Source organism: Paraclostridium bifermentans (assembly GCF_964259345.1).
Taxonomy (GTDB): domain Bacteria; phylum Bacillota; class Clostridia; order Peptostreptococcales; family Peptostreptococcaceae; genus Paraclostridium; species Paraclostridium bifermentans_B.
Window position 1 is genome coordinate 93758 of sequence record NZ_CAXVJR010000004.1, and the last position, 19239, is coordinate 112996.

A 19239-nucleotide genomic window follows, 5' to 3' on the forward strand; every position below is an offset into this window, starting at 1 on the left:
ATATAATTAAGCAAAGTATACATAAGCTTAAATATGAGGGGGTAGTAAATAAATGAAAAAGATTACTGTTGCAATAATTGGGGCAGGTGCAAGGGGTATGCATGCATATGCACCATATTTTAAACAACACGAGGAACTAGGGCAAGTAGTTGCTGTAGCAGAACCTCATGATATAAGAAGAGATATATGCATTAAAGAGCATAATATAGATCCTGAGAATGTATTTGAAACATGGAAAGATTTATTAGAAAAAGATAGATTAGCAGATGCGATAATAATAGCAAATAATGATGAGTCTCATTATGAACCAACTAAATTAGCGCTTGAAAAGGGATACCATGTTCTTCTTGAAAAGCCAATGTCAAATAAATTAGATGATATAGTTAAACTTGGAGAGTTAGCAAAAAAATATCCAAATCAAGTATTTATGATATGTCATGTACTTAGATATACAACATTCTTCTCTAAGTTAAAAGAAATAGTAGACAGCAAAGAATTAGGGGAATTAGTAAGTATACAACATAATGAAAATATAGGGTATTGGCATTTTGCACATTCATTTACGAGAGGGAACTGGAGAAATAGTAATGAAACAAGTCCGTTGATATTAGCAAAAAGTTGTCATGACATGGATATACTATTATGGTTAACTGGTAAAAAGTGTACTAATGTATCTGCATTTGGACATTTAACTCATATGAGAGATAAGAATTTTAAAGAAGGAATGGCAGATAGATGTTTAGATTGTAAGGTTGAAGAAAGATGTCCTTATTCAGCTAAAAAGCTTTATTTATCAGAAAAACCTATATTTGCAAAAGTGGTACATCCTGTACCTACAAAAGAAAATTTAGAAGAAGCCTTAAGAACAGGGCCTTATGGCAGATGTGTGTATAAGTGTGATAATAATGTAGTAGATCATATGGTAACTATATTAGAATTTGAAGATGATGTAACTGCAACATTTAATTTATCAGCATTTACTGAGGAATGTAATAGAACTATAAAATTAATGTTCACTCATGGAGAAGTTGGAGGTAATCACGTTAAAAATAATATAGAAATAAAGAGATTTGAGCAGTTTGGAAAAAACACTATAGAAACTATAATTCCAGAAGAAGTTGAAGGTGGCCATGGTGGAGGAGACTATGGAATAATGAAAGATTTTGTTAAGCTAGTGGCTGAAAATGGAGGAGAAGGAAGAACTAGTGCTACAAAATCTGTTGAAAGTCATATAATGGCTTTTGCAGCAGAATACTCTAGACTTAATAAAGAAGTTGTTAACATAGAAAAATTCTGGAATGAAGCAATAGAAAAACTAGAAGTTAAAGCTTAAAATTAGCTAAAATATATAAAATTGTAAAAAAAGTGTATAAAATTGCAAATACAAATTTACTCAATGTAATGTAGAATTATATTGAGTAAATTGTTGGAATATTCAGGAAAACGTTATTGGAAACGGATTATCTAAAAGGGGGGATTGTTATGTTTTTAAAAAAGGGAATCATAACAGGGGTAGTACTAACTTTAGTACTAGGATTAGTAGGATGTAGTTCAACAGGTGGAGATAGTGCAGATGGAAAAGTTGAACTAAGATATGCAATATGGGATAAAAGTCACATGGAAGCAGTTGAAACATTAATAGATGAATATGAAGAAAAAAATCCAGATGTTTCTATAAAAGTAGAACAATATTCATTTGCAGATTACTGGACTAAAATGGAGACAGCGGCAGCAGGAGGATCTGCACCAGATATATACTGGATGAACGCTGTTAATTTTAATAAATATGCAGATAATGGTATGTTAGTTAATATGAAAGACTACATAAAAGAAAAAAATGTTGATATGGGTCAATATCTAGAAAGTATAAGTAGTTTGTATAACTATAAAGGGGATCAATATGGAATGCCAACTTTTTGGGATAACAACATATTAATGATAAATACAAGACTTATGAAAGAATATGGAATATCTGAACCTAAAGAAGGTTGGAATTGGGATGAGATGATAACTTGGTTAGAAGAAGCTAAGTCTAAATTACCAAAAGATGTATATCCATTCACATCATATGCAACAGAAAGTACTCAATCAGGAGTATTTAATGAAGTTGCATCTGCAGGTGGTAAGGTAATAAGTGATGATAAAACTAAGGCTATGCTAACAACGCCTGAAACTAAAGAAGGATTTAAAAAGTATTATGATTTAGTTAAGAGTGATTTACATAGTCCTCATGATATAACTTTAGAAGTGACAGCTGGTACATTATTCAAGTCTGAAAAAGCTTTAGTTTTACAAATGGGATCTTATGGATTATTACCATACTCTGATAAAGAGCAAGCTCAGGTTGCTGGAAACTTTAAATTACATGAAATACCTACTATAAAAGAAGGTAATCCATCTAAGACTGTAATACATGGGTTAGGAAATGTTATATCTGCAAACTCTAAACATCCAGAAGAAGCATTTGATTTTATAAACTATATGTCAAGTGAAGATTCTATGAAAACTTATACTGAACTAGCATTAGTACCACAAGCACATAAGAATGTACAAGATTTATTTGGTGAAGTGATGAAAGAAAAAACAGGTATAGATACACAAGTTATGTCTAAGGTAGCTGAAAATGCTATGCCACTTCCGAATAGCTTTGAAACTTCAAAATGGGACAAAGCTATAATGGATAACATTACTAAATTTATGCAAGATGAAATATCTTTAGATGAAGCTCTTGAAAATGCACAAAATGAAATGCAAGCCATATTAGATAAAGAGAAAAAATAGTAGTAAGAGTAGGGACTGTCTATTTTAAGGCAGTCCCTTGAAACAAATAAAGGGGGATTTAAATTGCAAGCAGACGTTTTAAAAGAAAAGTCCAACAACACTGAAAAAAGAAAAGCAAAGAAAAAGAAAGCATTTAAGAAAAATATGACTGGATACATGTTCATACTGCCTCTACTTATAGGAGTGTTAGTATTTAACTTTATACCTTTTACACTGAACTTATTTTATAGTTTAACGGATTTAAATGCTTTTGGGGGATGGAGTTTTATAGGAGTAGAAAATTTTACAAGGCTATTTAAAGATCCATTATTCTATAAGGCAGTAGGTAATACCTTTTTATATGTTATTGTAACTGTACCACCAATGGTAATAATATCTGTTTGTATAGCTAATCTGCTTAATAAAAATATAAAAGGTAAAGGCATATATAGAACAATATATTTCTTACCAGTTGTAACTATGGCATCTGCATCTACATTAGTATTTCAATGGATGTTTAACTCTAGATTTGGGTTAGTCAATCAGTTTTTAGAAGCTATAGGATTAGAAGGACAATTATGGTTTACAGATCCCAACTTAGCAAGAGTTGTGATTATAGTATTTATAATATGGGGTGGACTAGGATATAAGATAATGATCTTCTTAGGAGGACTTCAATCTATACCAGAATCTTACTACGAAGCAGCATCTATAGATGGAGCTTCATCATTTAAACAGTTTACACATATAACAATACCGCTTTTAACACCAAGTATATTCTTCATAGTTATATGGTCGTTAATAGGATCATTCCAATTATTTGATGTTGTGTTTATGCTTATTAAGCAAGGAAGTCCAGCTTATGAATCAACAATAACTATGACAAGGTACTTCTACGATTTAGGATTTACACTAGGTGATAAGGGATATGCATCTGCAGTAGCTGTAATCTTATTCTTAATCATAATGACAGTAACTATAATTCAATTTAAATTACAAAATAGATGGGTTCATTACTCAGATGAATAAGATTGGAGGTAAAGTAATATGGAGATGAAAAGAAGTGCCAAGATATTAACTCATTTAGGACTTATACTTATGGCGGCGTTTATAGCATTGCCATTTATATGGATGATACTAACATCTATAAAGACATTAGCAGAAGCAGAAGCGATTCCACCTAAGATATTTCCGGAATCGATAAGAATTGAAAACTATACTCAAATTTTTAAGGAATTCCCATTTGCACAGTACTATATAAATACTATTATAGTTACTGTAGCTACTATAATATTTCAATTAGTCATAGTAACCCCAGCGGCATATGCATTTGCTAGATTAGATTTTAAGTTTAAAGATGCTATATTCTTAATTCTTATGGCTGCGATGATGGTACCTGGACAAATGTACTTAATACCTCAATATCAAATTATACAAGATATGGGGCTTTTAAATACATTAACAGCTATAGTTTTACCAGGAATATTTAGTATATATTATACTTTCTTATTACGTCAGCACTTTAAGTCTATACCAAGAGATATGGAAGAAGCTGCTATAATAGATGGAGCTTCTCAATTTACTATATTTTTCAAGTTAATGGTTCCAATAGTTAGACCGGCACTTGGAACAGTAGCTATACTTGGAGGTCTTGGAGCATGGAATAGTTTCTTATGGCCACTAATAGTAAACTCTACACCTGAAAAGTTAACACTTGCAGCAGGTCTTAGAGTGTTTGTAGGACAATATGGAACACATTATCCTAGAATGATGGCAGGTGCAGTGCTTTCTATAATTCCAATGGTTATAGTATTTAGTATATTCCAAAAGAAATTTATATCAAGTATTGCAGTATCTGCAGGTAAAGAATAAAATAAAAGAGCTTACTATTTTGAGTAAGCTCTTTTTGTATTATAGATAATTATTTAAAGTTGATTGAAAATATTATCCTTGCTAGTTCATTAAATGGATTTTCCCATCTATGATTAGTTCCAGGTGGAATTGTGACACTGTCTCCTGATTCTAATATAAATTCATCATTTTCTATATATATTTTGACTTTTCCTTCTAAAACATAAGCTAGTTCTATTGATTTATGAGACATAAGTTCATTTGATATAGTAGAATTTTTAACTAAATTTACTATTGCAAATTCTACTGAATTTGCAGATTCTGGAGATAAAACTTCAAATACTATATCATTATTTTTAGGAAATATTACTTTTTTTCTATTATCTTTTCTAACTATGAGTTCTTTATTATCTACTTCATCAATAAAAAATGTAAATAGTGGCACATCTAAAGCTTTAGATATAGCTTTTATTGTATTTAATGAAGGATTAGATAAACCTCTTTCTAATTGGCTAAGAAGAGATGGAGTTACATCTGCTAATTTTGCCAGATCTCTTATACTTAAACTTTTTTGTTTTCTAATATGAGAAATTTTCTCCCCTATATCTATATTATCCATATAAAATTCCTTTCTAAAAATTATTATATTTAGATTATATCAAATAAATATGATTGACACAAAGTAGCAATGTTGTTATATTATATTTAACAAAAGTAAAATATATTGAACAGTGAAAGAGTGGGGGAATAGAAATGGACATAAGGGTAAGTACATTTGGAGCAATAATAGGTTTATTTTTTGCAATATTTATGATTATTAGAAAATTTCAACCTGTGTACAGTTTGATGTTAGGGGCATTAATAGGTGGGTTAGTAGGAGGTCTTAATATAACTCAAACTGTTGATATTATGATGATAGGAGCGAAAGATATTGCACCATCTATACTTAGAGTATTAACATCAGGAGTATTGGCTGGAATTTTAATAAAAACTGGAGCAGTAGATAAAATATCTGAAGAAATTATAAGGTTATTAGGTAGAAAACATTCTATGTTAGCACTTGCATTATCAGCTATGATTTTAGCAGGTGTGGGAGTTAATTTAGATGTTGCTATTATAACGGTTTCTCCTATTGCTTTATCTATTGGAAAAAAATTAAATTACTCAAAGCTTGCGATATTACTTGCGATGGCTGGAGGTGGAAAGGCTGGAAATATTATATCTCCAAATCCAAATACCATTGCAATATCAGAAAACTTTAATATAGATTTAGCTAAATTAATGTTTGCAAATATACTCCCAGCTATAGTTGGAGTTATAGTAACTATAATACTTTCTAATATGTTATCTCATAAAGGAGAAGGAATAAAAGAAGAAGATTTACAAAGTCAAAGAGAAGATTTACCAAGTTTTTTTGCTTCTATAATAGGTCCTTTAAGTGCAATAGTTTTATTGTCTCTTGGAACATTTACAAAAATAAACATAGATCCATTAATAGCACTTCCATTAGGTGGGTTTATTGGGCTTATTGCAATGAAAAAAGTTAGCTACTTTAATGAATATATGACTTATGGGTTAAGTAAAATGACTGGAGTTGCAATATTATTACTTGGAACAGGAACTTTAGCAGGTATAATAAAGAACTCTCAATTACAAGAAACAACTATACATATATTAAATATGTTAAGTATGCCTGAATTTTTATTAGCTCCAATATCTGGAATGCTGATGTCCTTAGCTACAGCATCTTCAACAGCAGGAGCAACTATTGCATCTGCAACATTTGCTGACACTATAGTTGGAGTAGGTATAAGTCCTGTTGGGGGAGGAGCTATGGTAAATGCAGGAGCTAGTGTATTTGAACAATTACCACATGGATCATTATTTCATTCGAGTGCAGGTGGAATAAATATGAATATCTCAGAGAGATTTAAATTAGTTCCCTATGAAATGCTAGTAGGGATTGTAATGACTATTGTAAGTACTATAATATATGGATTATTTTAAAGCAAAAGACTACATAAATACCTTATTTATGTAGTCTTTTGCTTATTAAAAAAATTATAAAAAATGACTAAAAAATATAATATAATTCAAAAAAGTTGAAATATAGATTTATGTATAGTATAATTTATATAAAATATGAAATTTTTATTTGTTATTGATTGTTAAATATAAGACAAAAATTAAATCTTATTTTACAAATCATTTTATCAACATCTAGAAAATCTAAGGGAGGTAAAAAAATGGAAGTTACTACGATTAAGGAAGAGAACGCCATTAATGAGGAAATTTCTAGTGGGAAGAGAAGAGTAAAAGCTGTAAGTACAGAAACATTTGTATTTATTGGGGTTTTACTAATAGGATTTGGATATGTGGGTAGCCAAATGGGAATGGGGCTTATGTTTAAGTCTATAATGAACACAGCTCACGATTTATTGTTAAATACGGTATTTTTAATAATGGCACTAGCAGTTCTTGCAGGTGCATTAAGTGCATTACTTTCAGAATTTGGAGTAATATCACTTCTTAATAAAGTTTTTGCGGTATTTATGAAACCGTTATACAATATGCCGGGAGCAAGTATAGCAGGTGCAGTAACTACTTACTTATCAGACAACCCAGCAATAATTGCATTTGCGAAGGATGAAAGTTTTACTAGATATTTTAAAAAATATCAAATTCCAGCATTGTGTAACTTAGGAACATCATTTGGTATGGGACTAATAGTTACAACATTTATGATGACACAGGGTTCTGAATATGTAGTCCCAGCATTAGTTGGTAATCTTGCTGCAATCATAGGAAGTATAATAAGTGTTAGAATAATGCTTACTTTTACTAAAAAATATTATAAATATGATTCTAAGAATGAAGTTAAAGCTTCTGGGAAAGTAGAAGCTATGGAATATAGAGAAATAAGAGATGGAAGTTTATTCCAAAGAATATTAGACTCTATGCTAGAAGGTGGTAAAAATGGTGTTGAACTAGGTATGGCTATAATACCAGGAGTATTAGTTGTATGTACATTAGTTATGTTATTAACATTTGGGCCATCTGTAGACCCTAAAACTGGAGCTGAAATATATACAGGTGCAGCATATGAAGGTATAGGATTACTTCCAGCATTAGGAGATAAACTAATGTTTATATTAGGACCATTATTTGGTTTCACTGATCCACAAGCAATGGCATTCCCAATAACAGCATTAGGCGCTGTTGGAGCGGCAATGAGTTTAGTGCCAAAGTTTATAACAGAAGGAGTTATAACTCCTAATGACATAGCAGTATTTACAGCTATGGGTATGTGTTGGAGTGGATACTTAAGTACACATGTAGGTATGATGGATGCTTTAAATGCAAGAGAGCTTACAAGTAAAGCTATAATATCTCATACTATAGGTGGATTATGTGCAGGAATATCAGCACACTTTATATATATGCTATTATTTTAATAAGTTAAAGAATAGGGTAGCCTATGTGATTTAAAGTCACATAGGTTATTTTTATATTCAAATTATAATAGATATTAAAGAATGAATAAGATACAGTAATATAAATTAAATAAATCTAATGTTGTATTATATTAATTATTTGTAAAATTTAAAAAATATTGTTTGAAAAAAATAATGAAAGGTATAAATGAATTAAGAGTTAAATAATAAACAAACAATTAGTGGAGGGTATTATATATGGAATTAAAGTCACTTAAATTAAATGATAATTTATATTGGGTAGGTTCGCTAGATCCAAACTTAAGAGTATTTGATATAATAATGTATACGCCATATGGAACAACATACAACTCATATGTTTTAAAAGCTAATGATAAAACAATATTATTTGAAACTGTTAAAGCAAAGCATTTTGATAGTTACTTAGCTAGACTTGAGAGTTTAAATATAGATTTAGAAAAAATAGATTATATAGTAGTAAGTCATACAGAACCGGATCATGCAGGAAGTGTGGAAAGAATATTAAAACTTTCTCCAAATGCAAAGGTTATAGCATCTCAAAATGCTATTAATTATTTAAAGGAAATCGTTAATGGAGAATTTGAATATATAATAGTAAATGACAATGATGAGATAAAAATAGAAAATAAGACATTAAGATTTTATTCAGTTCCTTTACTTCATTGGCCAGATACAATATACACTTATATAAAAGAAGATAATGTATTAGTTACTTGTGACTCATTTGGAAGCCATTATAGTTGTGATGGAGTAATAAATACGAAAATAGAGAATAAAGAACATTATATGGATGCACTAAGATACTATTATGATTGTATAATGGGGCCATTTAAACCGTATGTATTAAAGGCTATAGATAAAATAAAAGATTTAAAGATAGATATTATATGCCCTGGTCATGGACCTGTATTAGTTGAAAATCCTAGAGAAATAGTAGATATATATGAAAAATGGAGTAGTGAAGAAATAATAATTCCAAGTAAAGATATAACTATATGTTATGTAAGTGCATATGGATATACATGTGAATTAGCAGAGAATATCAAAAAAGGAATAGAAACACACAGTGATTATAATGTTAAAATGTATGATGTTATAAATCATAATATAGATGAAATTTTAAGCTCTATAGCACATTCACAAGGTGTATTATTTGGAACGCCAACAATAAATGGAGATGCATTAAAGCCTATATGGGACATATTAGTTAGTTTAAACCCTATAGTACATGGAACTAAAGTAGCAACTGCATTTGGTTCATATGGATGGAGTGGGGAAGGTATACCAAATGTTATGGAAAGATTAAATCAGCTTAGAATGAAGACTATAGAACCTTTAGTTGTAAACTTTAAACCTAGTGAAAAAGATTTATATGAAGCTCAAAAACTAGGTCAAAGGTTTGTAGAAAAGACTATAAAAGCGTACACTAAAAAAGAAGGCACTAGAAAATGGAAGTGTGTAATATGTAATGAAGTATTTGATGGAGATGAAGCTCCGGATGTATGTCCAGTTTGTGGTGCAAAACATGATCAGTTTATGGAAGTTATAGAAGAACAAATAGTATATAGGAATGATACAGAAGAAAAGTTTGTAATAGTTGGTAATGGAGCAGCAGGATTTTATGCAGCAGATGCTATAAGAAAAAGAAATAAAACTGCTAAAATAATGATGATTACTAATGAAGAAGAATTAACTTATTATAGACCTGCACTTTCAGATTTTGTGAATGAAGATGTTAAAAAAGAAGACTTTTACATTGTAGATAATTCATGGTATAAAGATAATGATATAGAAGTTATGCTTGGGGTAAATGTAGAGAGTGTAAATGAAGATAATAAAGAAGTTAATTTAGGTAATGGAAATAGTTTAAACTATGATAAGTTAATATTAGCTAATGGAAGTTCTAATTTTATACCTACAATAAAAGGTCATGATTTAGAAGGGGTTTATACTTTAAGAAATAAAAAAGACTTAGATAAAATAAAAAAACACCTAGATAAAGCTAAAAAAGTAGTTGTAATAGGTGGGGGATTATTAGGCCTTGAAGCAGCTTATGAAATAAAACTTGCTAAAAAAGATGTAACAGTAGTAGAAGCTATGCCAAATTTACTATCTAGACAATTAGATAAAGAAGGTAGTGAAACTTTAGAAAAAGTTCTAAAAAATAATGGACTAAACTTATTAGCAAATACATTTTTAGAATCTATAGAGGGTGAAGGTAGTTTATCTAAAGTAGTATTTAAAGATGGAAGCTCTATAGATGCTGATATGGTATTATTCTCGATAGGTGTTAGATCTAATTTACAAATAGTAAAAGATACTAGTATAAATACTAATAGAGGAATAGTCGTAGATAAATATATGGAAACATCATCAAAAGATATATATGCATGTGGAGATGTAGCTGAAATAGATTCTATGGTTTTAGCTATATGGCCAGCAGCTATAGATATGGGTAAAATAGCAGGGGCTAATGCATGTGGAGATGAAATTGAATTTAAGTTAGATAATTATCCAATAGGATTAGATGTATTTGATACAAAAGTGTTTAGTTTAGGTAATATAAGTGATACTGACGGAGAACTAAGCTTAAATAATAATGGAGTTTACAAGAAATTATTCTTTAAAGATGACATCTTAGTAGGGTCTATATTTATAAATGATTTAAGTAGTAACATAAAGGTTATAAACCTTATGAATGAAAAAGCAAACTTAGCTCAAGTTCTAAAAGCTAATGTATTATAATTAAGAAAATAAACCTATCTTATAATGATTTATATAGTGTTAATTGCTGGATAAATATACATTTTAAGATAGGTTTTTATTAATTATTACAAAAAAGTAAGAAATATATCATACTAAAAATCATAAATATATTGTATAATGGTATAGTCAAATAGGATAAATATATTATAGTAAGTAACGTATACTTAAAAGAATGGGGGTTTCCTATGAAAAAAGACAATAAATTAATTAAAAATATCTTACAATATGGTTTTTTAGTATTGATATTGGGAATAACAAGCTATTTAGTTTATAAAACTTTAGACATAGATATGCTTCACGATGTTATAAAAATGGTTGATAAAAAGTTTATTATACTTGGAATTGCAGCTGTTTTAACTCATATGATTTTAGAGGGAGTAGTTTTAAAAATTGTAATAGACAGCATACACAAAGTGAATACAAAATTTATAGGATTTAAATTAGCGACTATGGGATTTTATTATAACTTAATAACTCCTTTTGCATCGGGAAGTCAACCTATGCAAATATATGTGCTTAATAAATGTAAGATGCCTGCAAGTAAGGCAACTGCCGTAATAATGAACAAATCTATAATATATCAAGTAGTAGTTACAATATATTGTTCTATATTAGTATTATTAAATACAGCTGTGTTAAAAGAGCTTAGAGGAGTAATGCCTTTAATACTAATAGGAATAGCTATAAATGCATTTACTTTGATAATGTCTATGTTAGTTATATATAATCCAGAGAAAGTGAAAAATGTTACAAAATATATTATAAATTATTTAATCAGATTTAAAATATTTAGATTCTTAGAAAATAAAATAGATAAAGTTGAAAAGTTTGCAGATGAGTATAGTTACTCTGTTAACTTATTTATAAAAAATAAAAAAGCATTATTATCAACTTTAATCATAACTGTGGTTCAATTAACTGTTTATTTTAGTATTTCATTTTGGATATATAAAGCTTTTAATTTAACTGGTCATACTTATATGTACATGTTAACTTTACAAGCGTTTTTATACATGGCAATATCACCAATACCTACACCTGGAAATGCTGGTGCAAGTGAATTAGCATTTTTCACTATATTTAAAAGTGTATTTCCTCAACCGCTTATGGGATATGCAGTATTCTTATACGGGGGATTTGTATATTATGCAGTATTAGTAGGTAGTGGAATATTTACGATGATAACTCATCATACTATGAAAAGTAAAATTGAAAAAGTCAAAGCTAAAAATGAAAAATATGCAGCATAAAAAAGAAGAGGTAAAAATCCTCTTCTTTTTTAATCTAAGACATTATATATTATAGTGTTTGCAATAGATAGGAGTATAGAAGCTCCTATAGCACTTAAAAATCCATATAAATGAACTCCAGGAACTAAACTAAATGCTAATTTTAAAACTACTCCATTTATAACTAATGAAAATAAACCAAGAGTTAAAAATGTTATTGGTAGTGAGAAAAATTGAAGAAGTGGTTTAATTGTTAAGTTTAAAGCACCAAATATAAGTGTTAATATAAGTAAACCACTAAATGATCCTATATACATACTATCCATTAGTAGTGAAACTAAATATAAAGATATAGCATTAACTACTATAAATAAAGATATTTTTTTCATAAATAAAACTCCTCTCAAACTAAATAATTTATTAATCTATAATATATAAATTATTTCTCTTATAAAAATCTATATATTTAGTATATTCCCATAAATTATTAGTTTACACATAAAAAATATTTTATTACAAAATTGATATAAATTACCATGGTTTAGACCATGATTCATTATAGTAATCTTCCTTCCAAGTTAGGTCTGTTGAAACTCTAAATATATCACTAGATATAGCTGATTTATAATATATATTAATAACATTTATTTTTTCGCATAAATCTTTATTGATAACAATTTTAAAATCATCACTTTCAAATACACTATCTTTATCTGTAGGCTCATCCAGAGCTACACTAAACATAGGTCCATATCACGCACTTATTTCTTTTATATAAATTCGCAAAAACTTATTCTCTATATTATAAGATTTAAACATGTTATTAAGTTCGCTTTTAGCTTGATCGCTGATATTTATAATCATAAAAACACATCCTTTACAAAGTTATAATATTTATAATATACCCAAAATTTTAAAAAAATAAATGACAATATTGTTAAGGAATAATTAAGGTATTACTGATATAATAAAAATAAGGGAAAAGAATGGGAGATATAAATATGGATAAATATCATAAGATATATAAAGGTTTTGTGATTATACCAATAGTAATTATAATATTAGGAATAAATAGTATTATAGGTATTATTGGTTGGGGGTTGCTTTTATTATTTGTTATACTAGACAATATAAAAGGATACATAAAAAGAAATAGAATAATTACAAGTATTCACACTAATATAAATAATGACATAAAATTTAGAGAGGTTTATAAAACTACAGAAATAGCAGGTATAATATCGGCTATAATATCTATATTTAGTTTGAAAGAAACTGTACATGTTGATTTTATTAGTAAAAATCAAGGGTCTATATATAATTTTATAGACTTTTTCTATAAAATAGAACCGTATGAGAGGTTAATGATTATAACTTTTGTAACATTAATATTATTTGGGGTTTATTCTTTTATAGAAAGTTTGATAAACTTAGCTAAAGTAACAGATGAAGGCTTAATATTTACAGATGGAACATATGTAAAATATAGTGATATGAAAAAAATAGATATCAATAAATCGATGTTTTATATAGGAGATAAAAAGAAAATTATAAAGATAAAATATGGAAATTATAATGATTCAAAAGAAATTGTAGTACAAGGTGAAAATGTTAAAAAAATGGAATATAATTTAGAAAAAAATACAAGTATTAATCTAGAGACTAGTTTTTAATAAAGTTTGAATTTAATCAAACTTCTTGTAATATTAGTCAATAAACAGTTATAATATTAAATAGAGTAATAAATATATACAGAAAATGTATATAAAAGCTAACACAAATTTAGAATGTTATAAACTTAATCATAAATAGAAGGGATATATGGCTATGTTTTTTTTCGATTTTTTAAAAGGAAACAAAAAGAAAATAAAAGCTCAGATAAGTGAATTGAAAATTGAAAGAGAATGCTTGCAAAAGGAATTTGATAAGCACCACAACAAATATGAGGAACTATGGAGAAAGTATCATAGTAATGAAATGAATTACACGTCTGCTATGAAAGTAGATAATAAATGTTATGAACTTAAATCAAGGATAAAAGAAATTGATAAAAAAATAAAAGAACTAGAAGAAGAACTATAAAATAAAAAGCTTATAAGTTTATATTTAACTTATAAGCTTTTACTTTTTATATAATACGAACTGCACTTTTAGAATTTAAATATCAATACAGTGTAATGAAATATCAAGCACCAGTTGCTATAGTATTACTAGTTTTACACATATTCGTAATGTATACATTTGCATTTTAAGTTTATATAGTTTTTTAAAGGAGGATAAAATATGAAAGTTTTAATAACAGGATTTGATCCATTTGGAGGAGAGCCGGTAAATCCAGCTGAAGAAGCTGTAAAAAGAATTAAAGAAAATATAAATGGTGCTGAGATTATAAAATTAACTATACCTACAGTAAGAACAAAATCAGTACAAGAAATAGAAAAAGCAATAGAAAAATATAACCCAGACATAGTTATATCTGTTGGACAAGCAGGGGGAAGATTTGATATAACTCCAGAAAGAGTAGCTATAAATTTAGATGATTTTAGAATAAAAGATAACGAAGGAAACCAAGTAGTAGATGAAATAATACAAACTGATGGACAAGCTGCATATTTCTCAAATTTACCTATAAAAGCTATGGTTAAGCATATGAATGAAAATGGGATACCAGCATCAGTTTCTAATACAGCAGGAACTTTTGTTTGTAACCATGTAATGTATGGGATATTATATATGATAGATAAAAAATATCCAAATATAAAAGGTGGATTTATACACATACCATATATGACAAATCAAGTTATAGATAAGAAAAATATGCCTTATATGAGTTTAGATGATATAGTTAAAGGACTAGAATTAGCTATAGAAGCTTGTACTATATATAATAAAGATATAAAAGCTATAGGTGGAGAAATATGCTAATAAAAAAGATATTTGTCTATGGTAGCCTAAGAAGTGATATGTTTAATTATAATATATATTTATATGGAAAAGTTTCTAGTTCTAAAAAAGGATATATAAAAGGGAATTTATCGCATATAGATAATAAAGGATATCCAGCAGTTATTAAGGGTGAAAATAATGTATTAGGAGAATTAATGGAGTTAATAGATTTTGAAACTACATTAAAAGAATTAGATGATATGGAAAGTTATACCCAAAGTGGAGATAATAATGAATACAATAGATGTGAGGTTGAAGTTACACTTTTAGATGGAAGTGTAGAAACTGCTTACTACTACGAGTATAATCCATTATCTAAAGTTAATGAAAGTGATGTATTAATATCTATTGATTCTGGTGATTGGAAAGAATTCATGCTAAACAAATAGATATAACATAAGCTACTTTTAAACTATAATGTTTTTAAGTAGCTTTTTATGTTTTAAAGAAATAAAGTGATATTACAAATTTAGCATATAATATAAAACTATGGTATTATATAAGAAAGATTTAGGAAAGGAAATAAATTAAATGGGAAAAACACTAGTACTAGCTGAGAAACCTTCTGTTGGAAGAGATTTAGCTAGAGTATTAAATTGTAAACAAGAAAAAAATGGATATATAGAAGGTAGTAAATATATAGTAACATGGGCACTTGGTCATTTAGTTACACTTGCAGAAACTGAAAGTTATTCAAATAAATATAAAAATTGGGATATAAATGATTTACCTATACTTCCAAAATATTTAAAGACTGTAGTTATAAAAAAGACATCTAAACAATTTAACACAGTAAAAGCACAATTAAATAGAAATGATGTAGACAATATTGTTATAGCAACAGATGCAGGAAGAGAAGGAGAATTAGTTGCTAGATGGATAATAGAAAAAGCACAAGTTAAAAAGCCTATAAAGCGTTTATGGATATCATCTAGTACAGATAAAGCTATAAAAGAAGGATTTAATAAATTAAAAGATGGTAGAGAGTATGAAAATCTATATCGTTCAGCAGTAGCTAGAGCAGAAGCTGATTGGTTAGTTGGAATAAATGCTACACGTGCACTTACGACAAAATATAATGCACAACTTTCTTGTGGTAGAGTACAGACTCCTGCTGTTAATATGATCTACAAAAGAGAAGAAGAAATTCAAAACTTTAAACCAAAAGAGTTTTACGGAATAAGTTTACAAGCACCTATGTTTAAATTAAGTTGGGCAGATAAAAATAATAGTCAAAATAGTTTTAACAAGGAAAAGATAGAAAAAATATTATCTAAAATAGATAATAAAAACGCTGAAATAGTAGAAGTTAATAAATCATATAAAAAGAAATACTCACCAGGATTATATGATTTAACAGAGCTTCAAAGAGATGCGAATAGAATATTTAACTTTTCAGCAAAAGAGACACTATCTATTATGCAAAAGTTATATGAACATCATAAAGTGCTTACTTACCCAAGAACAGATTCTAAATACATAAGTACTGATATAGTAGATACTTTAAAAGATAGAGTTAGAGCGTGTAATGTAAGTGATTATACGAGAGTGTGTACAAAATTATTAAAAGGAAAGATAAATACAAATAAATCGTTTGTTGATAATTCTAAGGTTACAGATCATCATGCTATAATACCTACTGAAGAGAGAGTATTTTTAAGTGATTTAAGTGATAAAGAAAGAAAAATATACGACTTAGTTATCAAAAGATTTTTGAGTGTATTAAGTGAGCCTTTTGAATATGAACAAACTTCTATAAAAGCTAGTATAGAAGGGGAAACTTTTGTAGCTAAAGGTAAAAAAGTTATAAAACTTGGATGGAAAGAAAACTATACTAATATAGATGAAGGTGAAGATACTGATCAAAATCTTCCAAGCTTAAATAAAGGTGATATTATAAAAATAAGTAAAGCTAGTATGACTAGTGGAAAAACTCAACCTCCAAAACCACTAAATGAAGCTACATTACTTGCACAAATGGAAAAAGATGGACTTGGAACTGTTGCAACTCGTGCAGATATAATAGAAAAGATTTTTAACTCATTCTTAGTTGAAAAAAGAGGTAAAGATATATTTATAACATCTAAAGGGAAGCAATTATTAGATTTAGTTCCTAGCGAATTAAAATCATCAGAACTTACATCATCTTGGGAGAAAAAGTTAAATGATATATCTAATGGTAAGTTAAAAAAAGATATATTTGTAAATGAGATGAAAAATTATACTAAGGATATTGTAAGCGATATAAAGAGTAGTGATGCTACTTTTAAACATGATAATTTAACTAGAAATAAGTGTCCTGAGTGTGGTAAGTACATGCTAGAAGTAAATGGGAAAAGGGGAAAAATGTTAATTTGTCAAGATAGAGATTGTAATACTAGAAAGACAATTTCTCAAACAACTAATGCTAGATGTCCAGTTTGTCACAAGAGATTAGAACTTCGAGGAGAAGGTGAAAATAAAACTTTTGTTTGTAGTTGTGGTCATCGTGAAAAATTAAGTACCTTTAATAAGAGAAAAAAAGAAGAAAATAATAAAGCATCTAAGAGAGATGTAAATAAGTATTTAAAAAATCAAAATAAGCAAGAAGAGAGCTTTAATAATCCTTTTGCTGAGGCTTTAGCTAAGCTGAAAAAATAGGGCAGCTAGGGTTGGAAAGGGTGTGATATATGGTCTTTACCCCATAACATATATCACACCCTTTTTTTTGTAAAAAAGAGAAAAAATGAAAATTTTATTTAGAAAAAGCGCAATATAGTGTAAAATACTAGTAAGTAAACTAACGTTTTCACAAAAATTGAATAAGGATGGGGTGCTTATGAATAAGGGGAAAAAAATGTCTTTGTTTGGGTTTTTTACATTTACTTCAGCTATGGTTATGAGTGTATATGTATATCCAACTTTTGCAACAGCAGGATTTAGCTTGGTGTTTTTTTTAATACTTAGTGGGATATTATGGTTTATACCTACTGCATTATGTTCAGCTGAGATGGCATCAGTTAAAGGTTGGGAAGAAGGTGGTATTTTTACTTGGATAGGAAATACTTTAGGTGAAAAATGGGGATTTGTAAGTATATTTTTTCAATGGTTTCAGGTAACTATAGGGTTTATACCTATGCTTTTTTTTATAACAGGTATGTTATCTTTTGTATTTAATGAGTCTAGTATTAATAATAATCCTGGGATTAAACTTGTAATTATGTTAAGTATATTTTGGGGGCTTACTTTTTTACAATTTAAAGGAACTGAATTAACTGTAAGACTTGCAAAGATAGGATTTATATTCGGGATAGTATTACCTATAATATTTTTAATAATATTATCTGGATTATATGTCTTATCAGGAAATAAGATAAATATAGAAATTAGTAAATCTACAATGTTCCCAGATTTTACAGATATAAATAGTTTGGTTGTTTTTGTATCATTTATACTAGCCTATGTAGGGATAGAAGCATCAGCAACGCATATAAATGAAATTGAGAATCCTAAAAGGAATTATCCATTAGCGATAATTATGTTATGTGTAGTTTCAATAATTTTAAATATGATAGCGGGGTTATCTATTGCAATTGTAGTACCAAAAGAAGATTTAAATTTGAGTACAGGGGTAATACAATCTTTTGAAATTTTAATTAATCACTTTTTTAAAGACTCAAGATGGTTGTTAGTAGTTATAGCTCTAATACTTCCGCTTAGTACAATGGCTAAAATAAGTACATGGATAGTTGGACCTTCAGAAGGAATATATTTAGCTTCTGAGAAAGGAATAATTCCAAAAGCTTTTAAAGAGACTAATAAGCATAATGTACCTGTAAACTTAGTTATAGCACAAGGTGTAATTGTTAGTATATGGTGTTTTGTACTTACTTTTTTCACAAAAGGAAGTAATTTATCATTTTTTTTATCTGTATCTTTGACAGTTTTAATATACTTAATGGCATATACAATATTTTTTATAGCTTATTATGTACTTTTATTTAAAAATAAAAATTTAGAAAGAAGTTATCATATAAAGGGTGGAGACAAAGTTAAGTTTATAGTAGCAAGTATAGGATTTATTGCTACTGTAGGGGCATTAATAGTTTCATTTTTCCCACCCACACAGTTTAGTCCAAGTGATAAAAAGACATATGAGAGTATTCTTTTTAGTAGTTTTATAATTACCTTTATAATACCTTTTGTGATCTATAAATTCAAAAAATAAATAA

Annotated in this window: 18 protein-coding genes; 15 read left to right on the top strand and 3 right to left on the bottom strand. The window is 28.2% G+C overall.

The annotated features are described in order from the left end of the window. Positions 1-52: 52 nt before the first annotated feature. From ACEXNK_RS09020 to ACEXNK_RS09035, 4 genes are all read left to right on the top strand, one after another. Positions 53-1333, top strand: coding sequence for a Gfo/Idh/MocA family protein (locus ACEXNK_RS09020; RefSeq protein ID WP_373599356.1), 1281 nt, complete (start codon positions 53-55; stop codon positions 1331-1333). Between the two features lie 149 nt (positions 1334-1482). Next, on the top strand, positions 1483-2781 hold the full coding sequence (locus ACEXNK_RS09025) for an ABC transporter substrate-binding protein (protein ID WP_373599355.1): 1299 nt from the start codon (positions 1483-1485) through the stop codon (positions 2779-2781). Between the two features lie 63 nt (positions 2782-2844). Further along, entirely contained in the window at positions 2845-3789 is a 945-nt protein-coding gene (locus ACEXNK_RS09030; RefSeq protein ID WP_373599354.1) for a carbohydrate ABC transporter permease, read from the top strand. Between the two features lie 18 nt (positions 3790-3807). Then, positions 3808-4632 carry a carbohydrate ABC transporter permease gene (locus ACEXNK_RS09035; protein ID WP_373599353.1) on the top strand — a complete coding sequence of 275 codons (825 nt, stop codon included), beginning with the start codon at positions 3808-3810 and terminating at the stop codon, positions 4630-4632. A 49-nt stretch (positions 4633-4681) separates the two neighbouring features. On the opposite strand, the gene ACEXNK_RS09040 is transcribed toward ACEXNK_RS09035, so the two are convergent. After that, positions 4682-5230, bottom strand: coding sequence for a helix-turn-helix domain-containing protein (locus ACEXNK_RS09040; protein WP_373599352.1), 549 nt, complete (start codon positions 5228-5230; stop codon positions 4682-4684). Positions 5231-5364: 134 nt separating this feature from the next. On the opposite strand from ACEXNK_RS09040, the gene ACEXNK_RS09045 reads away from it, so the two are divergent. The 4 genes from ACEXNK_RS09045 to ACEXNK_RS09060 all read left to right on the top strand — a co-directional run bounded on the left by ACEXNK_RS09045 (position 5365) and on the right by ACEXNK_RS09060 (position 12103). Then, on the top strand, positions 5365-6618 hold the full coding sequence (locus tag ACEXNK_RS09045; RefSeq protein WP_373599351.1) for a GntP family permease: 1254 nt from the start codon (positions 5365-5367) through the stop codon (positions 6616-6618). 239 nt (positions 6619-6857) lie between these two features. Continuing rightward, on the top strand, positions 6858-8066 hold the full coding sequence (locus ACEXNK_RS09050) for a CD0519/CD1768 family membrane protein (RefSeq protein WP_373599350.1): 1209 nt from the start codon (positions 6858-6860) through the stop codon (positions 8064-8066). A 237-nt stretch (positions 8067-8303) separates the two neighbouring features. Next, a complete protein-coding gene (locus ACEXNK_RS09055) occupies positions 8304-10832 on the top strand; it encodes an FAD-dependent oxidoreductase (RefSeq protein WP_373599349.1) in 2529 nt (842 codons plus the stop codon). A 206-nt stretch (positions 10833-11038) separates the two neighbouring features. Then, positions 11039-12103 (top strand): lysylphosphatidylglycerol synthase transmembrane domain-containing protein, encoded by a 1065-nt coding sequence (locus ACEXNK_RS09060; protein WP_373599348.1) that lies wholly within the window; start codon positions 11039-11041, stop codon positions 12101-12103. 29 nt (positions 12104-12132) lie between these two features. Here the strand turns inward: ACEXNK_RS09060 and ACEXNK_RS09065 are convergent, their stop codons facing one another. Together ACEXNK_RS09065 and ACEXNK_RS09070 are read right to left on the bottom strand one after the other, a co-directional pair. Further along, positions 12133-12471 carry a phage holin family protein gene (locus ACEXNK_RS09065; protein WP_373599347.1) on the bottom strand — a complete coding sequence of 113 codons (339 nt, stop codon included), beginning with the start codon at positions 12469-12471 and terminating at the stop codon, positions 12133-12135. 142 nt (positions 12472-12613) lie between these two features. Beyond that, positions 12614-12826: a hypothetical protein gene (locus tag ACEXNK_RS09070; protein ID WP_373599346.1), complete on the bottom strand. Its 213-nt coding sequence runs from the start codon at positions 12824-12826 to the stop codon at positions 12614-12616. 257 nt (positions 12827-13083) lie between these two features. On the opposite strand from ACEXNK_RS09070, the gene ACEXNK_RS09075 reads away from it, so the two are divergent. From ACEXNK_RS09075 to ACEXNK_RS09105, 7 genes are all read left to right on the top strand, one after another. Further along, the gene (locus tag ACEXNK_RS09075; RefSeq protein ID WP_373599345.1) at positions 13084-13755 is read left to right on the top strand and encodes a hypothetical protein; all 672 of its coding nucleotides are present in this window, start codon (positions 13084-13086) and stop codon (positions 13753-13755) included. Positions 13756-13903: 148 nt separating this feature from the next. Then, positions 13904-14164, top strand: a complete 261-nt coding sequence (locus tag ACEXNK_RS09080; RefSeq protein WP_373599344.1) for a hypothetical protein — start codon at positions 13904-13906, stop codon at positions 14162-14164. A gap of 53 nt (positions 14165-14217) precedes the next feature. Next, entirely contained in the window at positions 14218-14334 is a 117-nt protein-coding gene (locus tag ACEXNK_RS09085) for a 5-oxoproline transporter, DUF979 family subunit (RefSeq protein ID WP_373601599.1), read from the top strand. A 31-nt stretch (positions 14335-14365) separates the two neighbouring features. Next, on the top strand, positions 14366-15007 hold the full coding sequence (gene pcp / locus ACEXNK_RS09090) for a pyroglutamyl-peptidase I (RefSeq protein WP_373599343.1): 642 nt from the start codon (positions 14366-14368) through the stop codon (positions 15005-15007). Beyond that, positions 15001-15417, top strand: a complete 417-nt coding sequence (locus ACEXNK_RS09095) for a gamma-glutamylcyclotransferase family protein (protein WP_373599342.1) — start codon at positions 15001-15003, stop codon at positions 15415-15417. The genes pcp and ACEXNK_RS09095 overlap by 7 nt, the downstream gene beginning before the upstream one ends. Before the next feature lie 142 nt (positions 15418-15559). Continuing rightward, positions 15560-17668: a DNA topoisomerase III gene (locus ACEXNK_RS09100; RefSeq protein WP_373599341.1), complete on the top strand. Its 2109-nt coding sequence runs from the start codon at positions 15560-15562 to the stop codon at positions 17666-17668. A 178-nt stretch (positions 17669-17846) separates the two neighbouring features. Further along, positions 17847-19235 (top strand): amino acid permease, encoded by a 1389-nt coding sequence (locus ACEXNK_RS09105; RefSeq protein WP_373599340.1) that lies wholly within the window; start codon positions 17847-17849, stop codon positions 19233-19235. Positions 19236-19239: the final 4 nt, after the last annotated feature.

Coding starts and splice junctions, on each gene's coding strand:
- ACEXNK_RS09055 (WP_373599349.1), top strand. CDS start 8,304: ATGGAATTAAAGTCACTTAAATTAAATGATAATTTATATTGGGTAGGT.
- ACEXNK_RS09080 (WP_373599344.1), top strand. CDS start 13,904: ATGGCTATGTTTTTTTTCGATTTTTTAAAAGGAAACAAAAAGAAAATA.
- ACEXNK_RS09060 (WP_373599348.1), top strand. CDS start 11,039: ATGAAAAAAGACAATAAATTAATTAAAAATATCTTACAATATGGTTTT.
- ACEXNK_RS09035 (WP_373599353.1), top strand. CDS start 3,808: ATGGAGATGAAAAGAAGTGCCAAGATATTAACTCATTTAGGACTTATA.
- ACEXNK_RS09045 (WP_373599351.1), top strand. CDS start 5,365: ATGGACATAAGGGTAAGTACATTTGGAGCAATAATAGGTTTATTTTTT.
- ACEXNK_RS09050 (WP_373599350.1), top strand. CDS start 6,858: ATGGAAGTTACTACGATTAAGGAAGAGAACGCCATTAATGAGGAAATT.
- ACEXNK_RS09025 (WP_373599355.1), top strand. CDS start 1,483: ATGTTTTTAAAAAAGGGAATCATAACAGGGGTAGTACTAACTTTAGTA.
- ACEXNK_RS09065 (WP_373599347.1), bottom strand. CDS start 12,471: ATGAAAAAAATATCTTTATTTATAGTAGTTAATGCTATATCTTTATAT.
- ACEXNK_RS09105 (WP_373599340.1), top strand. CDS start 17,847: ATGAATAAGGGGAAAAAAATGTCTTTGTTTGGGTTTTTTACATTTACT.
- ACEXNK_RS09095 (WP_373599342.1), top strand. CDS start 15,001: ATGCTAATAAAAAAGATATTTGTCTATGGTAGCCTAAGAAGTGATATG.
- ACEXNK_RS09075 (WP_373599345.1), top strand. CDS start 13,084: ATGGATAAATATCATAAGATATATAAAGGTTTTGTGATTATACCAATA.
- ACEXNK_RS09100 (WP_373599341.1), top strand. CDS start 15,560: ATGGGAAAAACACTAGTACTAGCTGAGAAACCTTCTGTTGGAAGAGAT.
- ACEXNK_RS09070 (WP_373599346.1), bottom strand. CDS start 12,826: ATGTTTAGTGTAGCTCTGGATGAGCCTACAGATAAAGATAGTGTATTT.
- pcp (WP_373599343.1), top strand. CDS start 14,366: ATGAAAGTTTTAATAACAGGATTTGATCCATTTGGAGGAGAGCCGGTA.
- ACEXNK_RS09040 (WP_373599352.1), bottom strand. CDS start 5,230: ATGGATAATATAGATATAGGGGAGAAAATTTCTCATATTAGAAAACAA.
- ACEXNK_RS09020 (WP_373599356.1), top strand. CDS start 53: ATGAAAAAGATTACTGTTGCAATAATTGGGGCAGGTGCAAGGGGTATG.